The sequence below is a fragment of the Pseudomonas sp. AC355 genome (assembly GCF_979258205.1).
In genome coordinates this window covers 2,829,747-2,855,514 of record NZ_OZ409843.1, presented here as the reverse complement: position 1 = coordinate 2,855,514, position 25,768 = coordinate 2,829,747, and the positions used below count along the sequence as shown (strand labels likewise).

Genomic DNA, 25,768 nt, shown 5'->3' with positions numbered 1-25,768 from the left:
GACCCAGCGGCCGGGCTCCATAGAGCCCGGCCGCTGTGCTTTAGCTCTGGAGTCAGCAATGCGTTGGGGAACCTACTTCGCCGTTTGCGCGGCGGTCATCAGCATCGGCTTGGCGATGGGCACCACCATGCCGCTGGTGTCCTTGCGTCTGGAGAGCTGGGGTTATGGCTCGTTCGCCATCGGCATCATGGCGGCCACGCCGGCCATCGGCGTGCTGCTGGGCGCCTCGCTGGCCGGACGGCTGGCTTCGCGGTGCCCCACGCCGCGGCTGATGCAGCTATGCCTATTGGTGGGTGCGCTGTCGGTCGCCGGGTTGGCGCTGATGCAGAGCTACGCCGTGTGGCTGCTGTTGCGCCTGCTGCTTGGCGTGACCCTGACCGTGGTGTTCATCCTCGGTGAAAGCTGGATCAACCAGTTGGCCGTGGAGAAGTGGCGTGGCCGCCTGGTCGCGCTGTACGGCACCGGTTATGCGCTGAGCCAGCTGTGTGGGCCGTTGCTGCTGAGCGTGCTCGGCACCGATACGGATCTGGGCTTCTGGTTCGGTATCACCTTGCTGATCGGCGGCTCGCTGCTGCTGATCGGCCGTACCGGTGCACCCGTGGTCGATGCCCACAGCGCTTCGGGGCGCGGTTTGCTGGTGTTCTGCCAGCGTATGCCGGCAATCGCCTGGGCGGTGGCGCTGTTCGCGGCCTTCGAGGCGATGATGCTCACCCTGCTGCCGATCTACGGCCTGCGTCAGGGGTTCACCCAGGAAGTCGCGCTGTTCATGGCCAGTGTGGTGGTGGTTGGTGATGCGGCGTTGCAGTTACCCATCGGCCTGCTCGCCGATCGCATCTCGCGGGTCACGCTGTTCCGTGGCTGCGGCGTGGTGCTGCTGTTCTCCAGCCTGGGCATTCCGCTGCTCCTGCATACACCGCTGATCTGGCCGGTGCTGGTGCTGTTCGGCGCCAGTGCTGGCGGCCTGTTCACCCTGTCGCTGATTCTGATCGGCGAGCGCTTTCGAGATGATCAATTGGTTCGAGCCAACTCCCACGTGGCTCAGCTATGGGGCATCGGCTGCCTGATCGGCCCGCTGGCGACCGGGGCGGTTAGCCAGTGGGTCAGCGGGCATGCCTTGCCGATCCTCATGGCGCTCGGCGCGGCGGGGTTCGTGTGGCTGGCCTGGCGGCCTGATGCGTTCGACGAGCGCGTCACCCTATAGCATCTTCTCCAGCCCGATAACCCGCGAGAACCAGGCGTTGAAATGCTGCCAGCGGTTGCCGGGTTCTTCGTGCAGCTCGAAGGTTTTGCCGTCGTCCTCACCGACCCAGACCATGCGTGTGCCGTCGCCGTCAGGCTGCAGGCGCACTTCGTAGCTGACCGAGGGTTTCATGCCCTGTAGGGCCAGTTCACGCAGGTAGGCCGCCAGCTTGGGGCTGTCCACCAGCACGCCCACCTCAGTGTTCCAGAGCACCGAGCGCGGGTCGACGTTGAAGGAGCCGACGAAGGATTTCTGCCGGTCGATCACCAGCGCCTTGCTGTGCAGGCTGGAATCGGAACCGCCACTGAAACTGTAAGCCGGGGGTGAGTCGGCGCCCGGTTGACGGCGCAGCTCGAACAGGCGGATGCCGTGCTCGAGCATTGCCTGCCGGTAGGGCGCGTAGCCACCGTGCACGGCGGGTACGTCGGTGGCCTCCAGGGCATTGGTCAACAAGCGGATATCCACGTCCTGGTCGGCCAGGCCCGTGAGGAATTCCAGGCCCGCCTGAGCCGGCACGAAGTAGGCAGAAACCATCACCAGATCACTCTTGGTGGCCTGCAAATGGGGGCCTAATTGGGTGGTTAGCAGCAGGTGCGGATCCGGCTCGCCACTGGCCAGCACCTTGCTCGGCGCATCCCACAGGGCGAAGCCGGGCGCCCAGATCAGCTCCCCCAGCCACTTCTGCAACTGTGGTTCCTGTTGGTAAGCGAGCAGGCGCTTGTAGAGTGTCGGCTGTTCCACGCGGGCGGTGTCCAGGTAATCACGCAGTCCCTTGCGTGCCTTGTCCAGATCCTTTTGCGAAGGTTGCTGCCAGACGAACTGCTCGATGGGTTTGCTCAGCGAGCTGTTCCAGTACTGGTCGAAACTCTGCGACAGATCATGCGCCACGGGGCCGACGGCCAGCATGTCGATGTCGGTGAAGTTCATGTTCGGCTCGGCGTCGAAGTATTCGTCGCCCAGGTTGCGGCCACCGACGATGGCCGCGGCGCTGTCGGCCAGCCACAGTTTGTTGTGCATGCGCCGGTGCTGCTGTGACAGGTTCAGGCCACGGCCGAGCAGGCGCGTGACGCCGGTCATGCGGCCGAGGTGCAGCGGGTTGAACACGCGGATCTGGATATTCGGATGGGCCGCCAGCAGGGCGATCTGGTAGTCCTTGCCGTCGCTGGTGGTGTCGTCGAGCAGAAAGCGGATCCGCACGCCACGATCCGCCGCTTGCAGCAACTCCTTGACCAGTGCCCGAGTACTCAAGCCGTCATGCACGATGTAGTACTGCAGATCGAGGCTGTGCTGCGCCGCGCGAATCAGTTCGGCGCGGGCTGCGAAGGCCTCGTTGCTCGCCGGCAACAGGCGAAACCCAGAATGCCCCTGATGCTCGGCAGCACGTGCTTCAAGCGCTGCGCCGAAAGAAGAGTCGGCTGCAGGGATGGCCTGACTGGGCACGATGGGCACCTGATTGGCGCAGCCAGCGAGGCTCAGCAGAAGAATAAAGAGCAAGCGCAAGGGCACAGTCGCAGCCTCCATCGGCTGTCTGGGGGAGTGCTGATAGGACGCCGCTGCGCTTGAAAAGATTCAGTCTCTAGATTCTTCCAACATGGCCGCCACGGTTTCGCCGACCTTGCGCACGGCCGCTTCGATGCTTGCGGTATGCCGTGAGGCGAAGTTCATGCGCAGGCAGTTGCGGTACTTGCCGGCGGCAGAAAAGATGCTGCCCGGCGCGATCTGCACCTTGTGCACCGCCAGTTCGCGGTTCAGGCGCTGGCTGTCGAAGCCCTCCGGCATTTCCACCCAGATCATGAAACCGCCCTGGGGCTGGCTGACCCGTACCGAAGGCGGAAAGTAGCGGCTTACCCAGTCGCTCATCTGATCCAGGCCACGGGCATACTGCGCGCGCATACGGCGCAGATGCGGCTCGTAATGACCGCCTTCGATGTACTCGGCCAGCGCCAGCTGCGGCAATTGGGCGGTGGCGCCAGTACCCATGTACTTCATGTGCAGTACCTGATCCAGGTAGCGGCCTGGGGCGATCCAGCCGACCCGGAAGCCCGGCGCCAGCGTCTTGGAGAACGAGCTGCAGAGCAGTACTCGGCCGTCGTCGTCGTAGGACTTGATGGTGCGCGGGCGCGGGTAGTGGAAGGCCAGCTCGCCATATACATCGTCTTCGATGATCGCCACGTCGTGGCGCTGGGCGAGTGCCAGCAGTGCGCGTTTGTTGGCCTCCGGCATGATATAGCCCAGCGGGTTGTTGCAGGTGGGGGTGAGCTGTATGGCCTTGATCGGCCACTGCTCCAGAGCCAACTCCAGCGCTTCCAGGCTGATGCCGGTGAGCGGGTCGGTCGGCAGCTCCAGGGCCTTCATTCCGAAGCCTTTGAGCGCCTGCATCACGCCATGGAAACTCGGCGAGTCGACGGCGACGATATCGCCAGGCTCGCAGATCGCGCGGATCGCTGCGGATAGCGCTTCATGACAGCCGGTGGTGATGACGATGTCTTCATGGCTCAGCTGGCAGCCTGAGTCGAGCGTCAGGCGGGCGATCTGTTCGCGCAGGCGCTGGTCACCGTGAATGCTGCCGTAGGTCAGGGTCTGCAGATCCTGCTTGCGGCTCAGGCGCGACAGCGAGCGCAGCAGTGGCTTGAGGGTCGGGCTGTCGATGTCCGGTCGGCCGCGACCCAGTTGGATGAAATCGTTGCGCGGTGCAAAGGCGATCTGCTCCAGCACCTGATCCCACTGCGACACCTCGACTGGTCGTTGGGGTGCCCGACTGATCTTCGGCAGCGCTGGTTTGGCACGGCCCTGGGGGACGAAATAGCCGGATTTCGGCTTCGGCAGGGCGAGGCCGCGATCTTCCAGGTGCCGATAAGCCTGCTGCACGGTGCTCAGGCTGACCCCGTGCTCCTGGCTGAGGGCGCGTACCGACGGCAGGCGATCGCCCGGGCGATACAGCCCCTGTTCGATCCGCTCGCCAATCAGCTCGGCCAGGTTGGTATAGAGGGTCATGGGCAGCGCCTGTATGCAGAAAGTGAATCGGAGACCGGTACAGATGGCCGCGCAACCAACCATTCAGTTGGGTTTCGCTGAGATCTGTATGGATTTAATTCCGTTTTTTTGGATCTGTCATGCACTTTCATCACTTGCCATCATGATCTCCCATGACCACCCGGTGCAGGAGAGCAAGATGAACGGATTAAGCGATGTGCGATTGACCCTCAGTAGCAGCGAACTGAATGGCTCGGCACGGCAACCTGTGGCGGCGCTGGTGCCATCACATGAGGTGCTGACCCATCGCTGGAAACTGTTCATGCGCCGCCTGGTGACCCGCCGCGCGCTGCTCGAGCTGAGCGATGCGCAACTTCGCGATATCGGTCTGACCCAGGATCAAGCCCGCAGAGAAGCTTCGCTGCCGTTCTGGAAACTCTGAGTAGGTCACGTAGCCCGGCGTTGAGCGTAGCGATACCCGGGATGGGATGCCCTGGGTATCGCTGCGCTCAACCGCAGGCTACGGACAACAATCACCACCCGCGTTTGGAGCGCTGGCGCTCAGGCCAGCTCTTTTAGTCGGTGCCAGAGCATGCCCAGCGCCAGCAGTGGCGAGCGCAGGTAGCGGCCGCCAGGAAAGGTCATGTGCGGCACTTTGGCGAACAGCTCGAAGCCGCCGCCAGCCTGCCCGGTGATGGCCTCGGCGAGCAGCTTGCCGGCCAGGTGCGTGGCGTTCACGCCGTGGCCCGCGTAGGCCTGGGCATAAAAGACGTTGGGCTGATCCTTCAGTTGACCAATCTGCGGCAGGCGGTTCGCGCCGATGCCGATCATCCCGCCCCACTGGAAGTCGATACGCACATCGTCCAGCTGCGGAAAGACGGCCAGCATCTTTGGCCGCATGTAGGCGGCAATATCCGCAGGATCACTGCCGGAGTAATGGCAGGCGCCCCCGAACAGCAGGCGGCGATCGGCGGACAGGCGGTAATAATCGACCGCCACCCGTTGATCACAGAGCGCCATGTTCTGCGGGATCAGCGCGCTGGCCTGCTCTTCGCTCAATGGCTCGGTGGCGATGATGTAGCTACCGGCCGGCAGCACCTTGCCGCCCAGGGTCGGGTTCAGGTCGCGGATATAGGCATTGCAACCCAGCACCAGTTGCCCGGCACGCACCACGCCCTGAGCCGTGTGCACACGGATTTCACTGCCGTAGTCGATGCGTGTGGCCGCCGAATGCTCGTACAGCCGCACGCCCAGGCTGTGCGCCGCAGCGGCTTCGCCGAGGGCCAGGTTGAGTGGGTGCAGGTGCCCCGAACCCATGTCGATCAGTCCGCCGACATAGCGGCCCGAACCGACCACTTCGTGCATTTGTTCCGGTTGCAGCAGACGCAGTTCGTGACGATAGCCGAGGCTTTGCAGCTCGGCGGCGTCCTCGGCGAAACCGGCGAGGTCGCGGGGCTTGTTGGCCAGGTCGCAATACCCCCAGGTCAGGTCGCAGGCGATGCCGAACTGCTCGACCCGGCGGCGCACGATCTCCACCGCTTCGAGGCCCATCAGTTTCAGTTCGCGCACGCCGCTGGCGCCGATCACCGACTCGAACTGCTCGACGTCGTGGCCGACGCCGCGAATCAACTGCCCGCCGTTACGCCCGCTGGCGCCCCAACCGATCCGATGGGCCTCCAGCAACACCACCGACAGGCCCTTCTGGGCAAGTTCGATGGCCGTGTTCAGGCCGGAGAAACCACCGCCAACGATGCATACATCGGCGCGCTGCTCGCCCTGCAACGGCGGATAATCGACCTGCAGGTTGGCGCTCGCGGCGTAGTAGGACGGGGCATGCTCGGCGCTATGAACCGGCGGGTGGGCACGGGCGGTCATGTGCGAAATCCTGAGTTTTGTGTTTGTAAAAATTGACGAAGCATAAGCGCTGACTTTGCCCTGCGCCAACCCGCGATGGCGCGCAGAGGATGCTGGCGTCGCATCCTTTGCCGCAGGCGGGCTCGCCTGTACCATGCGCGCCATCCATTTCCGAGCCGTGACCATGAGCTGCACCAGCCGTAAGATCGACCTGCTGCGCCGACAGATTCCGCGTTTCGACTGCGTGCCGGGTTGTCACGATTGCTGCGGCCCGGTGACCGCATCCTCGGAAGAAATGTCACGGCTGCCGCGCAAGACCGCCGCCGAGCAGGAGGCCGCACTGGCCGAGTACAACTGCGTCCATCTCGGGCCTCAGGGCTGCCAGGTCTACGACCAACGCCCGCTGATCTGCCGCCTGTTCGGCACTACCGCCAGCCTGCCGTGCCCCCATGGGCGTGGCCCCGAGCAGCCTATCGAGGCGAGCGTCGAGCGCCAGGTGCACCAGCTCATCGCCAGTACGCGGCAGGTGTTGGTCTAGGCATTTGGCGGGGCTCTGATGGTACCCACGCTCCCGTGTGAGAACTTCAACCGGGGGCGCTGCGTCGGACATCAAGTAGGGTGGATAACGCGAAGCTTATCCACCCATCACGGCATAAGGCTGTGCCGACGTTGGGTCAACCGGTGGAAAACGCTTCGCGGTTTTCCACCCTACGGTCTGTTGCCGTTCGCCTAGCAACTTGCCGCTGCTTATTCCGGTACCGGCAGCGCCAAACTCTCCTTCACTTCTTCCATCACGATATAGCTCTTCGACTCGCGCACATGGGGCAGCTTGAGGAGGATGTCGCCGAGCAGTTTGCGGTAGCTGGCCATTTCGTTGATGCGCGCCTTTACCAGGTAGTCGAAGTCGCCGGAGACCAGGTGGCACTCCAGTACGTGGGGCAGTTTGAGCACGGCGCGGCGGAAGTCGTCGAAGGTGTCGCCGGATTTGTAGTCCAGGCTGATCTCCACGAATACCAGCAGGCTGGCCTTGAGGTTCTGCGGATTGAGGCGGGCGTGGTAGCCCATGATGATGCCTTCGCGCTCCAGGCGGCGTACGCGTTCCGTGCAGGGTGTGGTGGACAGGCCGACCCGTTCGCCCAGCTCGGTGAAGGAGATGCGCCCGTCCTCCTGGAGGATGCGCAGGATGTTGCGATCTATCTTGTCCAGCTCCCGGCGGCTCTGGTGTTGGGTGCGCATGGTTGGCCTCCTCCATGAAAGGCAATTAAACCAAGAACTCCTTTTGAATATAGGCCTATATACAGTGAAAAGCACTGCTATTCACTTTCTATACTGTACGCATCGACTTCTCAGAACGTAATACGCCAGTGCATCGTCGCGGCGAGGAGAAAATATGCGGGTTCTGGTGCTTGGTAGCGGTGTGATCGGTACGGCCAGTGCGTATTACCTGGCCCGTCAGGGTTTTGAGGTGGTGGTCGTGGATCGCCAGAATGGCCCTGCCATGGAAACCAGCTTCGCCAACGCTGGCCAGGTGTCGCCGGGCTATGCCTCGCCCTGGGCGGCGCCAGGTGTGCCGCTCAAAGCCATCAAGTGGCTGCTGCAGAAGCACGCGCCACTGGCGATCAAGATGACCGGCGATATCGACCAGTACCTGTGGATGGCGCAGATGCTGCGCAACTGCACCGCCAGCCGTTATGCGGTGAACAAGGAGCGCATGGTGCGCCTGTCCGAGTACAGCCGTGACTGTCTCGACGAGCTGCGTGCGGAAACCGGCCTTACGTATGAGGGGCGTCAGCTCGGCACCACGCAGATCTTCCGCACTCAGGCGCAGGTGGATAACGCCGCCAAGGACATCGCCGTACTGGAGCAGTCCGGCGTGCCCTACGAGTTGCTCGACCGTGCCGGCATCGCCAAGGTCGAGCCGGCGCTGGCCAGCGTCACCGACAAGCTCGCCGGTGCCCTGCGTCTGCCCAACGACCAGACCGGCGATTGCCAGATGTTTACCCGCAAGCTAGCCGAGATGGCAGTTGCGTTGGGTGTGCAGTTCCGTTTCGGTGAGACCATCCAGCGCCTGGATTTCGCAGGTGACCGCATCAACGGCGTGTGGATCGACGGCAAGCTGGAAACCGCCGACCGTTACGTGCTGGCGCTGGGCAGCTACAGCCCGCAACTACTCAAGCCGCTGGGCGTGCGCGCGCCGGTGTATCCGCTCAAGGGCTATTCGCTGACCGTGCCGATCACCAACCCGGACATGGCGCCGACCTCGACCATCCTCGACGAGACCTACAAGGTCGCGATCACCCGTTTCGACCAGCGCATCCGCGTTGGCGGCATGGCCGAAATCGCTGGCTTCGATCTCAGCCTCGATCCACGTCGCCGGGAAACCCTGGAGATGATCGTCGGTGACCTTTATCCACAGGGCGGCGATCTGAGTCAGGCCGATTTCTGGACGGGCCTGCGCCCGGCAACCCCGGATGGCACGCCAATCGTTGGCGCAACACCGTATCGAAACCTGTTTCTGAACACCGGACACGGTACCCTAGGCTGAACCATGGCCTGTGGCTCCGGGCGGTTCCTCGCGGACATCATCGCCAGGAAGCGCCCGCAGATCAGCAGCGAAGGCCTGGATATTTCCCGTTATGGCACAACCAAGGAGTCGAACACCCATGTCCATACAGCGCCTGCGAACTGAACCGCGTCTGAGCGAAATCGTCATTCACAATGGCACCGTCTACCTGGCCGGCCAGTTGGATGAAGACCATAGCGAAGGCATCGAGGCCCAGACCAAGGCGACCCTGGACAGCATCGACGCGTTCCTTGCCGAAGCCGGCACCGACAAGACGCGCATCCTGTCGATCACCATCTTCCTGAAGAACATCGATGATCGTGAAGGCCTGAACAAGGTCTGGGACGCTTGGGTACCGGCTGGCCAGTCTCCGGCCCGCGCCTGCGTCGAAGCCAAACTGTATTCGCCGGATGTGCTTGTGGAGATGACCGTGATTGCTGCTTTACCCTAAGGGCCGGCTCACGATCTACCGAGATGTCCCGACTGCAATAAGGCGGAAGCAGACGTAGGGTGGATGGCGCTCTTTTCATCCACCATTGCCATCGCAGAGCGGTGGACGGATGAAGCGTCGTCCACCCTACAAATGACCGCCACCGCCTTGTAGTGTGTCTTCTTCCGTTATTCGAGATAACCATGCGTCCCGCCCGTGCCCTGATCGATCTGCAAGCCCTGCGTCACAACTATCAACTGGCTCGTGAACTGTCCGGCGCGCGCGCGCTAGCGGTGGTCAAGGCTGATGCCTACGGGCACGGGGCGGTGCGCTGCGCCCAGGCGCTGCAACCTGATGCAGATGGTTTCGCGGTGGCCTGTATCGAAGAGGCCTTGCAGCTTCGCGAGGCAGGGATCAGCGGGCCTATCCTGCTGCTCGAGGGTTTTTTCGAAGCGGCCGAGCTGGAGCTGATCGACAGGCACGAGCTGTGGTGCGTGGTACACGCACAATGGCAACTCGAAGCCATCGAGCAGGCGAGTCTCAAGCGTCCGCTCAATGTCTGGCTGAAACTCGACAGCGGCATGCACCGGGTCGGTTTCCACCCTGCTGATTATCAGGCGGCCTACCGGCGCCTGCTGGCCAGCGGCAAGGTGGCGAAGATCGTGCTGATGAGCCACTTCTCCCGCGCTGACGAACTCGACAACGTGCGCAGCGACGAGCAGCTGGCGGTGTTCCTCAAGGCCCGCGAAGGGCTTGCCGCCGAGGTCAGCCTGCGCAATTCGCCAGCGCTGCTCGGTTGGCCAAGCATCCCCAGCGACTGGTCGCGCCCCGGCATCATGCTCTACGGCGCCACGCCTTTCGAGCAGGCTCACGATATCGCTGCCCGGTTAAAGCCGGTCATGACGCTGGAGTCGCGGGTTATCAGCGTGCGCGACCTGCCCGCCGGCGAGCCGGTCGGCTACGGCGCGCGCTTCACCAGTGAACGCGCGACCCGCGTGGGTGTGGTCGCCATGGGCTATGCCGACGGTTACCCGCGTCACGCACCTACCGGCACACCGGTACTTATCGATGGTCAGCTTTCGCAGATCATCGGCCGTGTGTCGATGGACATGCTCACCGTCGACCTCAGCGATCTGCCCGCTGCCGGGCTGGGCAGTCGCGTCGAGTTCTGGGGCTCGGGCGTGTTGGCCAGCGATGTCGCCATCGCCGCAGGCACCATTCCCTATCAGTTGTTCTGCAACGTGCGGCGCGTGCCACTCATCTATAGCGAAGGCTAGGCTGTTTCAAAGTGTTCAGGCTGTTGTAAATACTGAACACTGTTGCCATGATGCGGCCAATTCCATGTCTTTCCTGAGGGCATCCAACATTGGACGTCGGTCTACGCCTGCAATCGATCCGTAAGCTCAAAGGGCTTTCCCAGCGCGAACTCGCCAAGCGTGCGGGGGTTACCAACAGCACCATCTCGATGATCGAGAAGAACAGCGTAAGCCCCTCGATCAGCTCGTTGAAGAAGGTGCTGGCTGGCATTCCCATGTCGCTGGTGGAGTTCTTTTCTCCCGAAGCTGAGCAGGACAATCAGATACAGGTGGTCTACCGCGCCAGCGAGTTGACCGATATTCACAGTGGCGCGATCACCATGAAGCTGATCGGCAAGGCGCATCCGAGCCGGGCCATTTCCTTTCTCGACGAAACCTACCCGCCGCACAGCGACACCGGCCTGGAGATGTACGCCCACGAGGGCGAGGAGACCGGCATGCTGGTCGAAGGGCGCCTCGAGCTCACCGTCGGTGATGAAGTGTTCGTTCTCGAGAGCGGCGACAGCTATTACTTCGAGAGCAGCAAGCCTCATCGTTTTCGCAATCCCTTCGATCAACCGGCCCGGTTGATCAGTGCCACCACCCCGGCAAACTTCTAAAACCGTGAGCGGCAGCGTGGCAATTCACGCTGCCGTTGATCTATGTCATGGGTTCAATATCCCTGCGACAAGTTGGGTCATTTCCGCCATCTGGGCCAGTCGTTATAATTCGCAGGCTTGCGAAACCGTGGCCGCAAGCTTGACTAGCCACCCATGAGGGCATCTGTGTGAACCCAATTAGAAGCATGCTGGCGGTGCCGGCATTTGCCCTGGCGCTGTTGGCCTTGAATGCCCAGGCGACCACCGACGAGGCGATAGCCGAGCGGATCAAGCCCGTCGGCCAGGTGTGTGTCTCCGGGCAGGAATGCAAAGGTATCGAGGCTGTTGCGGTTGCTACCGGTGGTGCTTCACGCAGCGCCGATGACATCATCGCCAGGCACTGCACGGCGTGCCACACGCCGGGGCTGCTCGGTGCACCGAAGATTGGTGATACGGCTGCCTGGAAAGTCCTCGCGGACAAGCAGGGTGGTGTTGACGGCATCCTCGCCAAGGCGATTGCCGGCATCAATGCAATGCCGCCGAGGGGCACCTGTGGCGACTGCTCGGACGACGAATTGCGCGCTGCTATCGAGAAAATGTCCGGGCTCTGAGAGGCCGTTTCTCGTGTGCCAGAGCCGCCCCAGGGCGGCTTTGTTGTTTCCGCTTGATGACAAAATTGCAGCAAAAGGCCAGATGGGGCAGTCCAACACACACTGCCGTGACCATTTGCCTGGAGAGCTGCATGCCCCAACAGTGTTCTATCGAGCAAGCCGTTGACCACGTTCTGAACGAAATTGACGGGCCTATCCATCTGGGTTTGCCACTCGGCTTGGGCAAACCCAATCGCTGGGTCAATGCACTCTATGCAAGGGTGCGCGACATGCCCGAGCGCGAGCTGACCATCTACACCGCCCTGTGTCTGGGGCGTCCACGTGCCGGCCAGGATCTGCAGCGACGCTTTCTCGACCCCTTCGTCGAGCGTGTATATGGCGATTATCTAGAGCTGGATTTTCTCGCCGACCTGCAGGGCGACACGTTGCCGGCCAACGTGCGCGTCGAGCAGTTCTTTTTGCAGCCCGGCAGCCTGCTCGACAGCGATTCCGCCCAGCAGGACTACACCAGCAGCAACTACAGCCACGCCGCCCGCGACATCAACGCCAAGGGCGTCAATGTGATAGCGCAACTGGTTGCCGAGGATGCCAGCCGCCCTGGCCATTTCAGTCTGAGCTGCAACCCGGATATCACCCTGGATTTGTTGCCCTTGGTGCAGGCAAGGCGCGAGCGCGGCGAAATCATTCTCTGCCTCGCTCAGGTTCACGACCATCTGCCCTACATGCCCGGTGATGCCGAACTGCCCCGTGAAACCTTCGATATTCAGCTGCAGGACGCCGAAGCCAGCAGGCTGTTCTCCACCCCGAACATGCCGGTGACGGTGCAGGATCACTGCATCGGCCTGCACGCCAGCAGCCTGGTGCGTGATGGCGGCACCCTGCAGATCGGTATCGGCGCGATGGGCGATGCGGTCAGCGCCGCTTTACTGAGCCGCCATGCCAGTAACGCCAGCTACCGTGCGGTAGTGGCCGATCTGCAGGAAGGGCAGGCGCATCCGCTGACTGCGCTGCTTGGCGATCAGCAGCCGTTCGATGTAGGGCTCTACGGTTGCAGCGAAATGTTCGTCAACGGCCTGCTGGCGCTGACCGACGCCGGGGTGATCCGCCGCGTCGTTTACCCGGATGTGCGGGTACAGCGCCTGGCCAGCGCCGGTGCGCTGGATGCCAATGGTCACCCACGCGGCGTGCAGGCCATGCTCGACGCCGGGCTGCCGGAGCGCCTGGATGAAGCGACCCTGAACTGGATGCAGGAGGGCGGGCTGCTGGATGCCAACCTCAAGCTGCAGGGCGAGAACCTGTTGTTGCCAACCGATCAGCAATGCTCCACCGAACTTTCCGACCCGCTCAGTCAAGCGGCCCTGCGCGATTACCTGACGCCGGCCAAGCATGGCGTGTGGGTGCATGGCGGCTTCTTTCTGGGCCCGCAGTCGTTCTATCAGCGTCTCGCCGATATGGATGCCCAGCAGCGCAGTCGCTTCGGCATGACCGGCATCGGCTTCATCAACGAGCTGTACGGCGAGGAGGCGCTCAAGCGCCTGCAGCGCGTCGAGGCGCGCTTCATCAACAGCGTGTTCACCGTCACCCTGCTTGGCGCGGCGGTTGCCGATCAGCTGGAAGATGGGCGTGTACTCAGCGGCGTGGGCGGGCAGTACAACTTCGTCGCCCAGGGCCATGCGTTGCCGGATGCGCGCTCGATTCTGCTGCTGCGCAGCTGGCGCGAATCCGCAGGCGAGGTGAGCTCGAACATCGTCTGGGAATATGGTCACGTGACCATCCCGCGGCATTTGCGCGACGTGGTGATCACCGAATATGGAATCGCCGATCTGCGCGGCAAGACCGACGCCCAAGTGATCGAAGCCCTGCTGGGCGTCAGCGATTCACGCTTTCAGGCACAGCTGATGGAGCAGGCGATCGAGGCCGGCAAACTGCCAAAAGATTTTCGGCTCGATCCGCGCTTCACGGACAACACACCCGAGCGCCTGCAGGCGATTGCCAATCGGCATGGGGCGTCATTCGCGGAGTATCCGCTGGGCAGCGATTTCAGCCCGGAGGAGCAGGACTTGTTGCGCGCCCTTACCTGGTTGAAGGGCAAGTTCCGCCTTAGCGAAGTGCTGGAGCTGGGCAAGGCGGCGCTCGATCCACCGCCCGCCGAAGATTTTCCCGCGCACCTGCAACGCATGGGGCTGGAACAGCCCGACGGCTTGCGTGAGGAGCTGTACCAAAGGCTGTTGCTCTCAGGATTGAAAGCGACAGTTACTCGAGGAAAGTGACCTTGCCGCCGGCCAGGGACTGGATGCGCGCCAGGGATTCGATGCGATAACCCTCGGCGTCCAGCGTCGCGCGGCCGCTCTGGAACGACTTCTCGATCACCACGCCGATACCGGCGATGCTGGCGCCAGCTTGGCCGACCAGATCGATCAGCGCCTTGGCGGCGTGGCCGTTGGCCAGGAAGTCGTCGACCAGCAGCACGTGGTCATTGGCGTTCAGGTGCTTGGAGGAAATCGCCAGGGTGCTCTCGGTCTGCTTGGTGAACGAGAACACCTTGGAGATGTAGAGGTTATCGGTGAGCGTCAGCGATTGGTATTTGCGGGCGAAGATCACCGGCACACCCAGCTCCAGGCCAGCCATCACCGCCGGGGCGATACCGGAGGCCTCGATGGTGACGATCTTGGTGATGCCCTGATCTTTGAAGCGCTCGGCGAACTCGTGGCCGATCTGCTGCATCAACTGTGGGTCGATCTGGTGATTGAGAAAGGCATCGACCTTGAGCACCTGATCGGACAGGACGGTACCTTCACTGCATATCTTCTGTTTCAACGACTCCACGATCGATCCTCTGGGCTCAAGAGCAAAGCGGCGGATTTTCCCTCAAATTGCCGATCATTTGTAGCGAAACCGCACGCGCAGAGTTCCGTTCATCCATTGCAGGCATATGTTCAGCGCTCAGGCGCTTTTGGTTAGCCGCCGCAGGATGTCCTTGGGGATGCCGCGGGTGTCCAGTGGCAGTTTGTCCGGCGCCGGCTCCAGGCCCAGTTCGAACAACCAGTTGAGGGCGTATTCGCGCAGTTGCTTCTGTTCGTAGTCGTGCCATTGCTGGCGCAGCACAGGGAAGTAGTCGATTTCGTAATCGAAGGCGCGCAGCGGCTTGCGCCCGGTCAGGGCTGCGCTGAGCAACGGGTGTGCGTTGAGGTCGTTGAGGGTGAACAGAAAGGACTCGCGCATGGCCACGCGCTGGGCGCCGTCGAGGTTGGGCACGGCGGCGTAGCGCTCGGGGTTCAGCTGGATCTGCTGATGTTCATCGCTGCCCTGATCTTCCGGTGACAAGGTCAGCACGGTACCGGCCTCCAGGTCGAGCCAGTGCTCCAGGGTTTCGCGACCATTGATCAACTGGGTCAGGGTGTCGAGGTCGAGAGTGAGCGTGCGCATGGTTCCGGGCCTCTTGCAAAAAATAGCTGGACGATAACGGATGACCGGCAGCAATGGCCGGCCTCTCACTCTGACTACGAAATGTTACGCAGGTGCCCGTCGAGGTACTGGGCTCGGTGAAAACGTAGCCTGGGTTGAGCTGCGCGATACCCAGGTAAATCTAAGCGTATGTCGCTGCGCTCGACCCGGGCGGCTTAGCGCTTGAGCATGGCGCGCATGCTGGCCAGGGCGTCGTTGCCGCGAGCGGCTTTGACCTCCACCGGCGCCTCTTCCATGCCTTCCCAGATAAGGTCTTCGGGTGGCAGTTCGTTGAGGAAACGGCTCGGCGAACAGTCGATGATCTCGCCATACTGCTTGCGCTTGGCGGCGAAGGTCAGGGCCAGGTTGCGCTTGGCGCGGGTGATGCCTACGTAGGCCAGGCGCCGCTCTTCCTCGATGGTGTCGGCTTCGATGCTGGAACGGTGGGGGAGAATCTCCTCCTCGAAACCGATGATGTACACCGAGGGAAATTCCAGCCCCTTGGAGGCGTGCATGGTCATCATCTGCACACCGTCGGCGCCTTCTTCCTCTTCCTGCTGACGTTCGAGCATGTCGCGCAGTACCAGCTTGCCGATGGCGTCCTCGATGGTCATGTCGCCCTCTTCGTCCTTGTCGAGGGTGTTCTTCAATGCATCGACCAGGAACCAGACGTTGCCCATGCGCGCGTCCGCGACCTTGTCGCTGGACGCGTTCTGGCGCAGCCAGTTCTCGTAGTCGATGTCCATCACCATGCTGCGGATGGCGGCGATTGGCTCGTTGACCACGCACTGTTCGCGCACGCCATCCATCCAGCGTTTGAAGCGCGCCAGGCGATCGGTGTAGCGGCTGTCCAAGTGTTCGCCGAGGCCGATTTCGTCACTGGCGGCGTACATGCTGATCTTGCGTTCGTTGGCGTAGTTGCCGAGCTTTTCCAGGGTCGTGGAGCCGATCTCCCGGCGCGGCACGTTGATGACCCGCAGGAAGGCGTTGTCGTCGTCTGGGTTGACCAGCAGGCGGAAGTAACTCATCAGATCCTTCACTTCCTGACGGGCGAAGAAGCTGGTGCCGCCGGAGAGGCGATAGGGAATCTGGTGGTGCTGCAACTTCAGCTCCATCAGCTTGGCCTGGTAGTTGCCGCGATAGAGGATGGCGAAATCACTGTAGGGGCGCTGGGTGCGCAAGTGTTCGGTGAGAATCTCCAGCGCCACGCGCTCGCACTCGGCGTCTTCGTTGCGGGTGCGGATCACGCGGATCTCGTCGCCCATGCCCATCTCGCTCCACAACTGCTTTTCGAACGCATGAGGGTTGTTGGCGATCAGGGTGTTGGCGCACTTGAGGATGCGGCTGGTGGAACGGTAGTTCTGCTCGAGCATCACCACCTTCAACGACGGGTAATCCTCCTTGAGCAGGTTGAGGTTCTCCGGTCGTGCACCGCGCCAGGCGTAGATTGATTGGTCGTCGTCGCCCACCACGGTGATCTGGTTGCGCATGCCCACCAGCAACTTCACAAGCAGGTACTGGCTGGAGTTGGTGTCCTGGTATTCGTCGACGAGCAGGTAGCGGATGCGGTTCTGCCACTTCTCAAGGATGTCGGTGTGCTCCTGGAACAGCTTCACCGGCAGCAGGATCAGGTCGTTGAAGTCCACCGCGTTGTACGCCTTGAGCGTGCGCTGGTAATGCAGGTAGACGATGGCGGCCGTCTGCTCCTTGGGGCCGCGGGCATTGGCCAGGGCTTCGTCAGGTAGGATCAGGTCGTTCTTCCAGCTGTCGATGGTGTTTTTCACCTCATCGGCCCCGTCGTCGCCTGCGTACTCCTTCTGCATGATGTCGGTCAGCAGCGCCTTGATGTCGCCGTCGTCGAAGATCGAGAAGCCGGGCTTGTAGCCCAGGCGCGCGTATTCCTTGCGGATGATGTTCATGCCCAGGTTGTGAAAGGTCGACACGGTCAGGCCGCGGGCCTCGGGGCCTTTGAGCAGGGTGCCGACACGCTCTTTCATCTCGCGAGCGGCCTTGTTGGTGAAGGTCATGGCGACGATGTGCTGGGCACGGATACCGCAGTTCTGCACCAGGTGGGCGATCTTGCGGGTGATCACGCTGGTCTTGCCGGAGCCTGCGCCGGCAAGCACCAAAAGAGGGCCGCCGACGTAGTTCACGGCTTCTTGCTGCCGGGGATTGAGTCGGGACATTGAGGCTACCGCTAAGGGAAATGGCCGCGCATTTTAGCTGAAAGTCTTATGTCATTCGTGGCTTTGATGACGGAAGTTAGCCACCGCCGACGGCCGCGCTTTTACGGTGCTCGATCCCTTGCGGTTATGTGACCGGGTTTGCGGCGAGTTTCGCCGCTGGGCTTGTCGGCTCTGCGCGTTTGTCGCAGGATGTCCCGCGTTTCACATGGAAGTGCTTGATTTGACGCCGGATATGGCGCATTTAGAGGCGATTTTTTCGTCCGTACTTTCGTGCAACGGGGGAGTTTCTTGAGCGCATTCGTCGAGCCATCGCGCCTGATCCTGCTGGCTGAAACGCCGCAGTGGAGCGAGTTGCTGCACGAGCGCCTGGAGGCTCTGGGCGCCACAGCCACGTTAATATGTGCCGCCAATTGGCCTGCCGCCGTAGCGTTACTCGAGCAGAGCCATGACGTGGTATTGCTGACCACTGCGGCTCATCTGCCTGCCCCGCAGCAATGTCGCGCCCCCATTATCCTGTTACTGGAAAGCGAGCCCGAACACGCGCCGACTCAGGTGTGTGATTGGCTGGTGCGCGATCAACTGAGCGATGACGTTGTGCGTCGCTGCCTACGCTATGTGCGCGAGCAGGGTCGCTTGCAGGCCACCCTGCAGCACCTGACCGAGTTGGACGCGCTAACCGGAATCGCCAACCGCCAGGGTTTCCATACCCTGCTGGCAACTCGCCTAGCTGATCACCGTCGTCGCGGCTTGGCGCTGGTGCATCTGGATATGGACAACTTCCACCAGGCCAACGACACCCTTGGGCACCGTGCCGGTGATCATCTGATCTTGCAGGTGGTCGCGCGCCTCAAGGGGCACCTCGGGCGTGGCGATCAACTGGCACGGCTCGGTGGTGACGAATTCGCTCTGCTGCTCGATACCCGGGACGATCCCGCGCGTGCTAAACGCTGGGTGCAGCGGGTAGCCGACGCCTTGGGTGAGCCTTATTGGCTTGAGGGAGAAAGCCTGCTGCTGGGGTGTAGTCTCGGCGTGGTTCACGCCAAACCGGAGAGCAATGCCGATACCCTGATGTGGCATGCCCATGTTGCCATGCAACAGGCCAAGAGCCGCCAGGGCTGTACCTTTCACCTATATGACGAGCGCCTGGATCGCGACATGCGCAGCAAGGCCGATCTGCAGCGTGAGTTGCGTCGGGCGCTACGTCGTGAGGAGTTGCAGCTGCACTATCAGCCTAGGCTTTGCTTGCATACGGGCGAAATCGTCGGCCTGGAAGCGCTGGTGCGTTGGAAGCATGAGCAGCACGGTTTGTTGATGCCTGGCGAGTTTGTCCCGCAGGCCGAGGAGTGTGGGCTGATCGTGCCGCTCGGTTATTGGGTGATCGACCGTGCGCTGCGCGACATGCAATGGTTGAACGGGCGCGGCCACCCGGCGCTGCACATGGCCGTCAACCTGTCGTTCCGCCAGTTTCAGGACAGCCAGTTGCTGCCGACCCTGGAGCGTCTGATCGAGGGCTGTGGCATCGACAGTAGTTGGCTGGAGTTCGAACTTACCGAAACCGCCGTGATGCGCCGTAGCGAATACGTGCAGCAGACCATGCGGCGCCTTGGCCATCTCGGTGTGCGCTTTTCCCTGGACGATTTCGGTACCGGCTTCTCGTCGTTCGAACACCTGAGCAATCTGCCCATCGCCCTGCTGAAGATCGACCGCAGTTTCGTCACCGGCATGGAGTTGCGCCCGCAGAGCCAGCAACTAGTGCAGGCGATGATCAACCTGGCTCACAACCTGGATCTGCAGGTGGTGGCCGAAGGCGTGGAGAATGCCGAGCAGCTGCAACTGCTGCGTGAGTTCGGCTGCGATCAAGTGCAGGGTTATCTGGTTAGCAAGGCGATGCCGTTGGCCGAGCTGGCGCGCTTTCTGTCGGCGGGCGTGCACCAGTCGCTCCGCTGCGGTCGACCCTAACCGCTGCGATCCGGATTCGCAGGCAGCCGCTTATGACAGGTAGGCCTGCATGGCTTTCGGCCGTTGCAGGCGCGCAATCTTCCAGCGAAAGCCCAGCACCAGGCCGCTCGCCGTAACCGCCAGGCCCGCAGCCAAGCCCCACCACACGCCGTGGGCGCCCCAGCCGGCCGGGAAGGCCAGCAGCCAGGCCAGCGGCGCGCCAATGCACCAGTAGCCGGTCAGGCCGATCACCAGGGTCAGACGGCCGTCGTTAAGACCACGTATCGCGCCCATGGCGATGCTCTGCAGGCCGTCGAACAGCTCGAACCAGGCGGCGATCGCCAGCAGGCTCACCGCCAGGGTGACGATATCGGCGAACGCCGGATCGTGGCGGTCGAGGAAAAGGCCGATGATCCACTCCGGCAGTAGCCAGAACGCCAGGGCGAACAGCAGCATTAGCGCAGCGCCCATACCCATGCCCAGGTGGCCGGCCAGGCGCGACATGTGCAGGCGGTCGGCGCCGTAATGCATGCCGACCCGAAAGGTCACCGCATAAGAAAGACCATGGGGCACGATAAAGGCCAGGGCGACCGACTGCATGGCGATCTGGTGCGCCGCCAACTGCACGCTGCCCAGGGCACCCATGCACAGGGTGGCGAAGGTGAACAGGCCTTGCTCCGCGGCATAGGTGCCGCCAATCGGCAGGCCGAGGCGAAGTAGGGCGCGGATCTCGGCGCGCTGCGGGCGACCCAGGCCGCCGCGCAGCTTGTAACGCTGGTAGTTCGGCGACATCAAAATGTAAAGCCCCAGGGCCAGCGCCATGGCGCTGCTGACCAGCGCGGTGGTCAGACCGATACCGCTCAGGCCCAGGTCTACGCCCAACCAGCCTTTGATCAACGCATAGTTAATGACAAAGTTGGCAAGGGTGCCGACGATGCTGATGGTCATCACCGGGCCGGGACGGCCGATGGCGCTGGTGAAGCCGCGCAGGGCCATAAAGCACAGGTAAGCGGGCAGGCCCAACGACAGCGGGCGCAGGAAATTCATGGCCTGACTGGCGGCGTCGGGATCCTGACCCAGGTGCGGCAGCAGCGGGCCAAGGCTATTGAGGCACAGCGCGCTGATGACGCCCAGCAGCAGGGCCAGCCACAGGCCGTTGCGCAGCAGGCGAGTGACGCCCTCAGGGTCGCCAGCGCCGTGGCGAATGGCGATCATGCTGCCCACGGCGGCGATCACCCCCGTGCAGAAGATCGAGAAAATGAAGTAGCAGGTCGCGCCCAGCGCGCCGCCGGCCAACTGCCCAGGGCCGAGCATGGCCATCATCAATGTATCGGTGAAGATCATCAGCGCATGGGCCAGCTGCGCGGAGATTAGCGGGCCTGCCAGGCGTAGCAGTGCACGCAGCTCGTGACCAAGGGGATTTTTCATGATGAGTAAAACTTCGGTAGGGTAAGCATCCCCAGACTGTCGGGAGATGAGCAATGACGGCTATTCTCCGGTTTGTAGCCGGTGCCCACAAAAGGAAAATAGCGATGCCAGGCATGATTAAAACTCATGGTTCAATGCAGTGATGCGGCGCCTGCCACCTCTCTATGCCCTGCGCGCCTTCGAGGCCGCTGCGCGGCATTGCTCTTTCACCCGTGCCGCTGATGAGCTGGCGATCACCCAGAGCGCGGTGAGCCGGCACATTCGTAGCCTGGAGGATTACTTCGCCTGCCGGCTGTTCGAGCGCCGCGGCCGGGCGGTGCACCTGACCGAGCCGGCGAGTCTGCTGCTGCCGGGCGTGCACGAAGGTTTCGAGTCCCTGGAGCGGGCCTGCGCGACCCTGCTCGTGGAGGATGGCACCTTGCGTCTCAAGGCGCCTTCGACCCTGACCATGCGCTGGCTGCTGGCGCGCCTGTCGCTGTTTCGCGCCCGGCATGCAGGCTTCGAGGTGCAACTCACCAGCGCCTGGATGGATCTCGATCGTGTGGATTTTCTCCATGAGCCTTTTGACTGCGCCGTGTTACTCAGTGCGGGCACCTTCAGCAACGAATGGCATAGCGTGCGGCTGTTCGAAGAATGGTTGATCCCGGTCTACGCGCCCAGCGCCTCTGGCGAAAAGCCGTGGGACGTTAGCCGCCTGCAGCAGGCCGAGCTGGTACACCCGACGCCCGACCGGCGTGACTGGCGCCGCTGGCTGCAGGCCATGGGCCTGACCGACCAGGTGTCGCTCAAGGGCGGCCAGGTGTTCGACACCCTGGAGTTGGGCATCGTCGCTGCCGCCCGTGGTTACGGCGTGTCGATCGGCGATCTGGCCATGGTCGCCGAGGACGTGCTGCTGGGCCGCCTGGCGCTGCCCTGGCCGACTGCCGTGTCCAGCGGCGAAAGCTATTATCTGGTGTGGCCCAAAGCCCGCCGCGGTCAGGAGCGTTTCGAGCGGCTGGCCGAGTTCCTGCTCGCCGAAGTGGCGGCCATGCAATTGCCCGAGGTCGAGTTGCGGCGCTAAGGGTCTGTTGCCGTTTCAACGCGAGCCGCGTTGCCGCGTTAAATCTCGCCAGGCGAGGCGGAGGACGTAGGGAATGGCGTTCCCTTTTCAAGTCCTTCAACGACGCATGGCGAGATTTAACGCGCAACCCGCAGGGCCGGGCCCGTTTTGCCGTGATGCAGCGTTTCTCGCCGGCTCATTTAGCTCACTAAACTTCGCGGCTCGTACCTTGCCTCGCGGCAAAACGGGTTCCGGCGCGGCCGTGCGTGAAACGGCAACAGAGCCTAGTAAACGCTGAAAACTTTCATCGACGAGACGTTTTTATTACTCCACGTAAAAAATGGGGTGATAGCGTCATGATGGCCATTGACGCACTAAAACTCTCAAGTATTCTCCGCGCTCGCCGACGTACAGGCTGATCACAATTTATTCAATTACTCCATACAGGGACGATGGAGCTCGGAGATATTCATGAACCAACCTCGTTCCCGTATCGCCTGGCAACTGGCGACGGCCCTTGCCGCCATGCTGGTGCTGCTGATCAGTGTCAGCACGCTGTTCGCGCTGCGCTCGCTGAGCAGTGCCAACCTCGTTACCCGTGAAGAGCACCTGGGCAGCGAAGCGCGCCTGCTGGCTGACCAACTGAGCACCTTTCACGACAGCCTGCGAGAGAGCACACAGCGGCTGGCTGGGTTGTTCGAGCGGCGCTTCAGCAGCGGGTTGAACGTCAGCTCGGACGAGCGGGTTGCGGTCGGTTCACTGCAGGCCCCAGCGTTGTACTTGGGCAGCACGCTGTTGAATAACAACTTCACGGAAGTCGACGAGTTCCGCCAGCTCACCGCGGGTGTGGCGACCATCTTCGTGCGTGACGGCGATGATTTCGTCCGTGTGACCACCTCGCTGACCAAGCAGGACGGCGGCCGTGCCATCGGCACCGTGCTCGACCGCAATCATCCAGCCTACGCACGGCTGCTGGCCGGCAACAACTATGTTGGCCGGGCGCTGCTGTTCGAGCGCTTCTACATGACCCAGTACACCCCGGTGCGTGACAGCGCGGGTCGAGTGATCGCCGTGCTGTTCGTCGGTTTCGATTACACCGATGCGCAGAACGCCCAGTTCGCCAACCTGCAGCGCTTCCGTATTGGCAGCACCGGTTCCCTGGCGCTGCTCGACGATCAGAGCAAGTGGCTGGTTCCCCCTTATGCCGCACAGCGCCCCGAGCAACTGACCGCCAACATGGCCAGCGTGCTGGGCAAACCGGGCAAAGGTGGTTTCTGGAGCGATGGCGAGCAGCAGTTCTACAGTGTCGCCGTGCCGTTTCCCGGCGGCCCGTGGACGGTCGTGGCGAGCATGCCGGAAGAGGAAATCCAGGCGGTGACCTGGCGCGTCGGCAGCCAATTGGCGATCGGCAGCCTGGTGACCCTGGTACTCGCCGTGCTCGCGGTGATCTGGCTGTTGCGTCGCAAGCTGCGCCCGCTTGGCGATCTGGTGCGTCAGGCTCAGGCGCTAGGCGCCGGCGACCTGAGCGTGCGTCTGCAAGTCAGCAGCCATGACGAGATCGGTGAGCTGTCGCGCAGCTTCAACCAGATGAGCGAAGCGCTGTCGACCATGGTCGCCCGCATCCGTAGCTCCGCCGGCAATGTCAGCCAGCGCGCCGAGGCGCTGTCCGGTCTGTCGCGCGGTGCCTATGAAGGGATCGAACAGCAGTCCGGTGAGATCAGCAGCATGGCCGGTGCAGTGGAAGAGTTCAGCGCCACCTCGCTGAACATCGCCGACAACATGCGCAGCACCGAACGCATGGCCAGCGAGAACGCCAGCCAGACCCGTATCGGGCGTACCTCCATGGATGAGGCGTCCAACGCCTTGGAGCAGATTTCTACCTCGCTGAACAGCGCCGCCAAGGTCATCGACAGCCTTGGTCAGCGTTCCCAGGAGATCGGCGGCATCCTCAGCGTCATCACCTCGATCGCTGACCAGACCAACCTGCTGGCGCTCAACGCGGCCATCGAGGCCGCCCGAGCCGGTGAGCAGGGCCGTGGTTTCGCCGTGGTCGCCGACGAAGTGCGCAGCCTGGCGGGTCGTACCCGTGAAGCGACCACCGAAATCTCCAGCATGATCGGCAGCATCCAGGGCGAAACCAGCAGTGCGATCAGCACCATGGAACAGGGCCGTCAGTTGATGCAGAACGGTCTGGAGCTCAACGCCAAGGTCGCTGCAGCGCTGACCCATATCGCCGAGCAGACCAACGCCGCTGGCGAGCAGTTCGCCGCCATCACCACCGCGACCAGCGAGCAGAGCAGCACCGCCACGGTGCTCAGCAGCAACCTGCAGAGCATTGCCCAGGCCAACGGCGAACAGCGTGAAGTGATTGCCAACCTGGCCCATACCTCCAAGGAACTGGAGACCCTGGCCGCCGATCTGCACCGCGAAGTCGAGCGCTTCCGCTAAGCGCTCGCTACGGCACGCGCAACTGTCTGGCAGTTGCGTTTGCCACCTTGCTGCCCTGTTCTGGGCATCTGAAACCCCGCTGTCATCGTCGTGAAAGCACTCTGTGCCAGGCTCAATGCCGGGCACGAGGTTTTCGTGTGGGGGCCGCGGCTGTGCAGCATTTCGCTGTGTTTCGTGTGGAATCCAAAACGCTTGGGAAACGACAGTGCCCTCAGGGACAATTTTTGATTGATCTGAGCGGGGCATGGTCTTAAAGTCCGCGGCCGAACGTCCATGCTGGCAACGATCCATCCGGCTCAAGTACTGACGACGAGAGGTTGCGGCGCCTGATTCCATGCACGGCAATTCTCGGCGACATGCCTTGGGAAGTAGGCGAACCAAAGTGGGGAAACTGATCAGACGTTCCAGGCCTGGCAACAGGCTTTCCGGCCTGTTGTTAATGGCCGCCCCCGACACCCGGTTGAACCTGTGCCCGGTTCAACTGCCCGAATCATAGTGTTCATGGTTTAGCCATTTGGAGCCCCGCATGTCGATCAAGGTCGAAGATTACTACCCACGCGAAACCTTCAACCGCATGAAGAACTTCGCAGACCAGCATGAAACGCCGTTCGTGGTGATCGATACCGCGATCATCAAGCAGGCCTATGATGACCTGCGCGCCGGTTTCGAATTCGCCAAGGTGTACTACGCCGTCAAGGCCAACCCGGCGATCGAGATCATCGAGTTGCTGCGCGACAAAGGCTCGAACTTCGACATCGCCTCGATCTACGAGCTGGACAAGGTGCTGTCGGCTGGCGTCACCCCGGATCGCATGAGCTACGGCAATACCATCAAGAAAGCCCGTGACGTTCGCTACTTCTACGAGAAGGGCGTGCGCCTGTTCGCCACCGACTCGGAAGCCGACCTGCGCAACATCGCCAAGGCCGCACCGGGCTCGAAGATATACGTACGTATCCTCACCGAAGGCTCGACTTCTGCCGACTGGCCACTGTCGCGCAAGTTCGGCTGCCAGACCGACATGGCCATGGACCTGCTGATCCTCGCCAAGCAACTGGGCCTGGTGCCTTATGGCATCTCCTTCCACGTGGGCTCGCAGCAGCGCGACATCGACGTGTGGGACGCTGCCATCGCCAAGGTCAAAGTGATCTTCGAGCGCCTGAAGGAAGAAGACGGCATCGTGCTGCAGATGATCAACATGGGTGGCGGCTTCCCGGCCAACTACATCACCCGTACCAACAGCCTGGAAACCTACGCTGAAGAAATCATCCGCTTCCTCAAGGACGATTTCGGCGACGAACTGCCGGAAATCATCCTCGAGCCAGGCCGCTCGCTGATCGCCAACGCCGGTATCCTGGTCAGCGAAGTGGTGCTGGTCGCGCGCAAGTCGCGTACCGCCGTCGAGCGTTGGGTGTACACCGATGTGGGCAAGTTCAGCGGCCTGATCGAAACCATGGACGAAGCCATCAAATTCCCGGTCCTGGACCGAGAAGAAGGGCGAGATGGAAGAAGTGGTCATCGCCGGGCCGACCTGCGACAGCGCCGACATCATGTACGAGCACTACAAGTACGGCCTGCCGCTGAACCTGGCCAGTGGTGATCGCCTGTACTGGTTCTCCACCGGCGCCTACACCACCAGCTACAGCGCGGTTGAATTCAACGGCTTCCCGCCGCTGAAATCCTTCTACCTGTAAGCCTTACGCTGACACCAGACGCCCGCACT

19 protein-coding genes and 3 pseudogenes are annotated in these 25,768 nt (G+C 62.4%); 14 read left to right on the top strand and 8 right to left on the bottom strand.

Going from position 1 to position 25,768, the window contains the following annotated elements; genetic code table 11:
• The first annotated feature begins 58 nt into the window (after positions 1-58).
• A complete protein-coding gene (locus ACZ0AI_RS13505; RefSeq protein WP_225838266.1) occupies positions 59-1,201 on the top strand; it encodes an MFS transporter in 1,143 nt (380 codons plus the stop codon).
• Here the strand turns inward: ACZ0AI_RS13505 and ACZ0AI_RS13500 are convergent.
• Positions 1,196-2,761, bottom strand: coding sequence for a phospholipase D family protein (locus tag ACZ0AI_RS13500; RefSeq protein WP_463562338.1), 1,566 nt, complete (start codon positions 2,759-2,761; stop codon positions 1,196-1,198). The two genes, ACZ0AI_RS13505 and ACZ0AI_RS13500, sit on opposite strands and share 6 nt — an antisense overlap.
• A gap of 48 nt (positions 2,762-2,809) precedes the next feature.
• The gene (locus ACZ0AI_RS13495) at positions 2,810-4,234 is read right to left on the bottom strand and encodes an aminotransferase-like domain-containing protein (RefSeq protein WP_225838269.1); all 1,425 of its coding nucleotides are present in this window, start codon (positions 4,232-4,234) and stop codon (positions 2,810-2,812) included.
• Between the two features lie 178 nt (positions 4,235-4,412).
• Between ACZ0AI_RS13495 and ACZ0AI_RS13490 the strand changes: the two genes are divergently transcribed.
• On the top strand, positions 4,413-4,655 hold the full coding sequence (locus ACZ0AI_RS13490; RefSeq protein WP_463565939.1) for a DUF1127 domain-containing protein: 243 nt from the start codon (positions 4,413-4,415) through the stop codon (positions 4,653-4,655).
• Positions 4,656-4,774: 119 nt separating this feature from the next.
• Here the strand turns inward: ACZ0AI_RS13490 and ACZ0AI_RS13485 are convergent, their stop codons facing one another.
• A complete protein-coding gene (locus tag ACZ0AI_RS13485; RefSeq protein ID WP_463562337.1) occupies positions 4,775-6,088 on the bottom strand; it encodes an NAD(P)/FAD-dependent oxidoreductase in 1,314 nt (437 codons plus the stop codon).
• Positions 6,089-6,251: 163 nt separating this feature from the next.
• Between ACZ0AI_RS13485 and ACZ0AI_RS13480 the strand changes: the two genes are divergently transcribed.
• A complete protein-coding gene (locus tag ACZ0AI_RS13480) occupies positions 6,252-6,605 on the top strand; it encodes a YkgJ family cysteine cluster protein (RefSeq protein WP_463562336.1) in 354 nt (117 codons plus the stop codon).
• A 209-nt stretch (positions 6,606-6,814) separates the two neighbouring features.
• Here the strand turns inward: ACZ0AI_RS13480 and ACZ0AI_RS13475 are convergent, their stop codons facing one another.
• Positions 6,815-7,303, bottom strand: coding sequence for an Lrp/AsnC ligand binding domain-containing protein (locus ACZ0AI_RS13475; RefSeq protein ID WP_070882667.1), 489 nt, complete (start codon positions 7,301-7,303; stop codon positions 6,815-6,817).
• 154 nt (positions 7,304-7,457) lie between these two features.
• On the opposite strand from ACZ0AI_RS13475, the pseudogene dadA reads away from it, so the two are divergent.
• The 6 genes and pseudogenes from dadA (at position 7,458) to ACZ0AI_RS13445 (ending at position 13,835) form a co-directional block, all read left to right on the top strand.
• A pseudogene (dadA, locus tag ACZ0AI_RS13470) lies at positions 7,458-8,756 on the top strand (D-amino acid dehydrogenase).
• Positions 8,731-9,081, top strand: a complete 351-nt coding sequence (locus ACZ0AI_RS13465) for a RidA family protein (protein ID WP_042553259.1) — start codon at positions 8,731-8,733, stop codon at positions 9,079-9,081. The pseudogene dadA and the gene ACZ0AI_RS13465 overlap by 26 nt, the downstream one beginning before the upstream one ends.
• Positions 9,082-9,263: 182 nt before the next feature.
• The gene (gene alr, locus ACZ0AI_RS13460; RefSeq protein WP_463562335.1) at positions 9,264-10,337 is read left to right on the top strand and encodes an alanine racemase; all 1,074 of its coding nucleotides are present in this window, start codon (positions 9,264-9,266) and stop codon (positions 10,335-10,337) included.
• A gap of 89 nt (positions 10,338-10,426) precedes the next feature.
• Positions 10,427-10,975 (top strand): cupin domain-containing protein, encoded by a 549-nt coding sequence (locus ACZ0AI_RS13455; RefSeq protein WP_225838279.1) that lies wholly within the window; start codon positions 10,427-10,429, stop codon positions 10,973-10,975.
• A 167-nt stretch (positions 10,976-11,142) separates the two neighbouring features.
• Positions 11,143-11,565, top strand: coding sequence for a c-type cytochrome (locus ACZ0AI_RS13450; RefSeq protein ID WP_463562334.1), 423 nt, complete (start codon positions 11,143-11,145; stop codon positions 11,563-11,565).
• A 131-nt stretch (positions 11,566-11,696) separates the two neighbouring features.
• Complete coding sequence (locus ACZ0AI_RS13445) at positions 11,697-13,835, top strand: acetyl-CoA hydrolase/transferase C-terminal domain-containing protein (RefSeq protein WP_463562333.1); 2,139 nt, start codon at positions 11,697-11,699, stop codon at positions 13,833-13,835.
• Here ACZ0AI_RS13445 and ACZ0AI_RS13440 read toward each other — a convergent pair.
• From ACZ0AI_RS13440 to rep, 3 genes are all read right to left on the bottom strand, one after another.
• Positions 13,819-14,391 carry a xanthine phosphoribosyltransferase gene (locus ACZ0AI_RS13440; protein ID WP_463562332.1) on the bottom strand — a complete coding sequence of 191 codons (573 nt, stop codon included), beginning with the start codon at positions 14,389-14,391 and terminating at the stop codon, positions 13,819-13,821. The genes ACZ0AI_RS13445 and ACZ0AI_RS13440 overlap by 17 nt on opposite strands.
• 117 nt (positions 14,392-14,508) lie before the next feature.
• Positions 14,509-14,991: a UPF0158 family protein gene (locus ACZ0AI_RS13435; protein WP_463562331.1), complete on the bottom strand. Its 483-nt coding sequence runs from the start codon at positions 14,989-14,991 to the stop codon at positions 14,509-14,511.
• Between the two features lie 194 nt (positions 14,992-15,185).
• Positions 15,186-17,195 carry a DNA helicase Rep gene (gene rep / locus ACZ0AI_RS13430; protein WP_463562330.1) on the bottom strand — a complete coding sequence of 670 codons (2,010 nt, stop codon included), beginning with the start codon at positions 17,193-17,195 and terminating at the stop codon, positions 15,186-15,188.
• A 288-nt stretch (positions 17,196-17,483) separates the two neighbouring features.
• On the opposite strand from rep, the gene ACZ0AI_RS13425 reads away from it, so the two are divergent.
• A complete protein-coding gene (locus ACZ0AI_RS13425; RefSeq protein WP_463562329.1) occupies positions 17,484-19,154 on the top strand; it encodes a putative bifunctional diguanylate cyclase/phosphodiesterase in 1,671 nt (556 codons plus the stop codon).
• Between the two features lie 30 nt (positions 19,155-19,184).
• Here the strand turns inward: ACZ0AI_RS13425 and ACZ0AI_RS13420 are convergent, their stop codons facing one another.
• A complete protein-coding gene (locus tag ACZ0AI_RS13420; protein WP_463562328.1) occupies positions 19,185-20,561 on the bottom strand; it encodes a NorM family multidrug efflux MATE transporter in 1,377 nt (458 codons plus the stop codon).
• A 139-nt stretch (positions 20,562-20,700) separates the two neighbouring features.
• On the opposite strand from ACZ0AI_RS13420, the gene ACZ0AI_RS13415 reads away from it, so the two are divergent.
• From ACZ0AI_RS13415 to ACZ0AI_RS13400, 4 genes and pseudogenes are all read left to right on the top strand, one after another.
• On the top strand, positions 20,701-21,621 hold the full coding sequence (locus ACZ0AI_RS13415) for a LysR substrate-binding domain-containing protein (protein ID WP_463562327.1): 921 nt from the start codon (positions 20,701-20,703) through the stop codon (positions 21,619-21,621).
• 450 nt (positions 21,622-22,071) lie between these two features.
• Positions 22,072-23,193: pseudogene (locus ACZ0AI_RS13410) on the top strand (Cache 3/Cache 2 fusion domain-containing protein); the annotation flags it as partial.
• Complete coding sequence (locus ACZ0AI_RS13405; RefSeq protein ID WP_463565938.1) at positions 23,188-24,048, top strand: methyl-accepting chemotaxis protein; 861 nt, start codon at positions 23,188-23,190, stop codon at positions 24,046-24,048. The pseudogene ACZ0AI_RS13410 and the gene ACZ0AI_RS13405, both read left to right, overlap by 6 nt.
• A 526-nt stretch (positions 24,049-24,574) precedes the next feature.
• A pseudogene (locus tag ACZ0AI_RS13400) lies at positions 24,575-25,739 on the top strand (type III PLP-dependent enzyme).
• The last annotated feature ends 29 nt before the right edge of the window (positions 25,740-25,768 follow it).